Annotated in this window: 3 protein-coding genes; all 3 read left to right on the top strand. The window is 63.3% G+C overall.

From position 1 onward, the window contains the following. Positions 1-90: 90 nt before the first annotated feature. The 3 genes from tnpA to tnpC are packed head-to-tail and all read left to right on the top strand — an operon-like array spanning position 91 to position 2,411. Positions 91-474 carry an IS66-like element accessory protein TnpA gene (gene tnpA / locus GTP27_RS23175; RefSeq protein ID WP_161041448.1) on the top strand — a complete coding sequence of 128 codons (384 nt, stop codon included), beginning with the start codon at positions 91-93 and terminating at the stop codon, positions 472-474. Further along, the gene (gene tnpB / locus GTP27_RS23170; protein WP_055936366.1) at positions 471-818 is read left to right on the top strand and encodes an IS66 family insertion sequence element accessory protein TnpB; all 348 of its coding nucleotides are present in this window, start codon (positions 471-473) and stop codon (positions 816-818) included. Before tnpA ends, tnpB begins: the two co-directional genes overlap by 4 nt. A gap of 30 nt (positions 819-848) precedes the next feature. Further along, positions 849-2,411 (top strand): IS66 family transposase, encoded by a 1,563-nt coding sequence (gene tnpC / locus GTP27_RS23165; RefSeq protein ID WP_161041447.1) that lies wholly within the window; start codon positions 849-851, stop codon positions 2,409-2,411. The last annotated feature ends 79 nt before the right edge of the window (positions 2,412-2,490 follow it).

Below are 2,490 nucleotides of genomic sequence, written 5' to 3'. Positions count from 1 at the left end.
GTAAGCGTAAAGCCAGCACCGTCTGGACGTAGAAACCGCCCCCAGCCATGATCGAATTTTGGCACAGCAGTTGTGCCCACAAATTTAATTATGGACACAAATTTTCAACCAGCCATTGAACGCGGACCGCGTGGCAAGTACCGCCAGCATTCCCTGGAGTTCAAGCGAACGCTTGTGGAGATGGCGATGCAGTCCGGTGTTTCTGTAGCGCGCCTCGCGCGCGAGCACGGCGTCAATGCAAACCAGGTGTTTAGCTGGCGCAAGCTATACGAGGCAGGGCAGCTTGCGGGCGGCACGGCGGCGCAGGGCAATGAATTGCTGTCAGTGGTGGTGACGACGCCAGCGCAAGCGCCTGCGGCTGAACCTTCCCCTACCGGAATCATCACGCTTGAAATTGGGCGTGTGCGGCTACGTATCGAAGGCCAGGCCAACGCCGCCACGTTGGCACAAGTGTTGGAGCTCGTGCTGCGATGATCGGCCTGCCAGCAGGTACGAAAGTCTGGTTGGCCGCAGGCACCACCGACATGCGCAGCGGCTTCAATGGCCTGGCAGCGAAAGTGCAAACCGCATTGGAAGAAGATCCGTTCAGTGGCCACGTGTTTGTCTTCCGTGGCCGGCGCGGTGACTTGATCAAGCTGCTGTGGTGGACCGGCGACGGCTTATGCTTGCTGGCCAAGCGCCTGGAGCGTGGCCGCTTCATCTGGCCGCAGGCCAGCAGCGGCAGCGTGGCGCTGACACAAGCACAGTTATCGATGCTGCTGGAAGGGATCGACTGGCGCCGACCAGAACGCACCTGGCGACCGCAATCGGCCTTGTAAACACGACACGATTTGCGTAAACTTGGTCGCATGCTCAACGCCGCCAATCTGCCCAACGATATCGAAGCGCTTAAAGCCATGCTGCTGGCGCGCGATGCAGCGTTGTTGGCGAGCGAAGCGAAGGTGGCGCACTTGAGCGCCGAGCTGTCTACGCGCACCGCCGAAATCGAGCACCTGAAGCTGGTGCTGGCAAAGCTGAAGCGCATGCAGTTCGGCCGCCGCTCGGAAAAGCTGGACCAGCAGATCGAACAGTTGGAGCTGCAACTGGAAGACCTGGAAGCCGAAGCAGCCGTGGCTGAGGCGCAAGCGCCGGTGGAGGTTGCGCCGCGCAAGAAGGCCGAGCGCAAGCCGCTGCCAGCCCACCTGCCGCGCGAGGAGCGAGTGCAAATGCCCGCCAGCGAAGCATGCCCGGCATGCGGCGGCAACCTGAAGCAACTGGGCGAAAGCGTGTCGGAGCAGTTGGAATATGTGCCGGCTAGCTTCCGTGTGATTCGCCATGTGCGTCCCAAGCTGGCATGCGCGTGCTGCAACGCCATCGTGCAGGCCCCGGCAGCCAGCCGCCCAATTGAACGTGGTCTGGTCGGTCCCGGCCTGCTGGCGCATGTGCTGGTGGCCAAATTCGCCGACCACATTCCTTTGTATCGCCAAAGCACTATGTACGCGCGCGAAGGCGTGGAACTGGAGCGCGCCTTGCTGGCTAGCTGGGTCGGCGCCGCTGGTGCGCTGCTGCGGCCCCTGGTCGATGCGCTGCGCCGCCATGTGTTTGCCGCCGCCAAGCTGCACGCCGACGACACACCGCTGCCGGTGCTGGCGCCCGGCAACGGCAAGACGCGCACGGCGCGTCTATGGACTTACGTGCGCGACGACCGTGCCAGCGGCGACAGCACACCGCCAGCGGTATGGTTTGCCTATACGCCCGACCGCAAGGGGGATCACCCACAGGCGCACCTGGCCAACTTCAGCGGCATCCTGCAGGCCGACGCGTATGCCGGCTTCAACGCCGTCTACGAAGGCGGCCGAGTGCTGGAGGCGGCTTGCTGGGCACACGCCCGCCGCAAATTTTACGACCTGCACGCAGCGCGGCCATCAGCCTTAACCACCGAAGCGCTGCAGCGGATCGGTGAACTGTACGCCATCGAAGACGGCATACGAGGCAAACCGCCTGACGAGCGGCGGACCGCTCGCCAGCAGCATGCCAGACCATTGCTCGACGAGCTTGAGCGATGGCTGCATGCCACGCTCGCCACGCTGTCGCGCAAATCCGATACGGCGGCCGCCATCCTTTACGCGCTCAAACTGTGGCCGGCGCTGACGCGCTACTGCGATGACGGCCGCATCGAGATCGACAACTCCGCCGCCGAGCGGGCCTTGCGCGGCGTGGCCCTGGGCCGTCGCAACTTCCTCTTTGCAGGGGCAGACAGTGGCGGCGAACGCGCTGCCTCCATGTATGGGCTGATTGGCACGGCCAAGCTTAACGGTGTCGACCCCGAGGCTTGGCTGCGTTACGTGCTGGCCCATATCGCCGACCATCCGGTGAATCGGGTGGACGACTTCTTGCCCTGGAACTGCGCCAGCAAACTTCCTGGCACTTAAACTCCGCTTCCCAGCGGTGTTGGGCACATCATCAGCTAAAGTAGCGTGGCGCTCAAGACGGCGCTGCTTTGACGCTTAC

It is taken from the genome of Duganella qianjiadongensis (genome assembly GCF_009857915.1).
GTDB classification, from domain to species: Bacteria; Pseudomonadota; Gammaproteobacteria; order Burkholderiales; family Burkholderiaceae_D; genus Rugamonas; species Rugamonas qianjiadongensis.
This window is presented reverse-complemented; position numbering and strand designations above follow the sequence as displayed.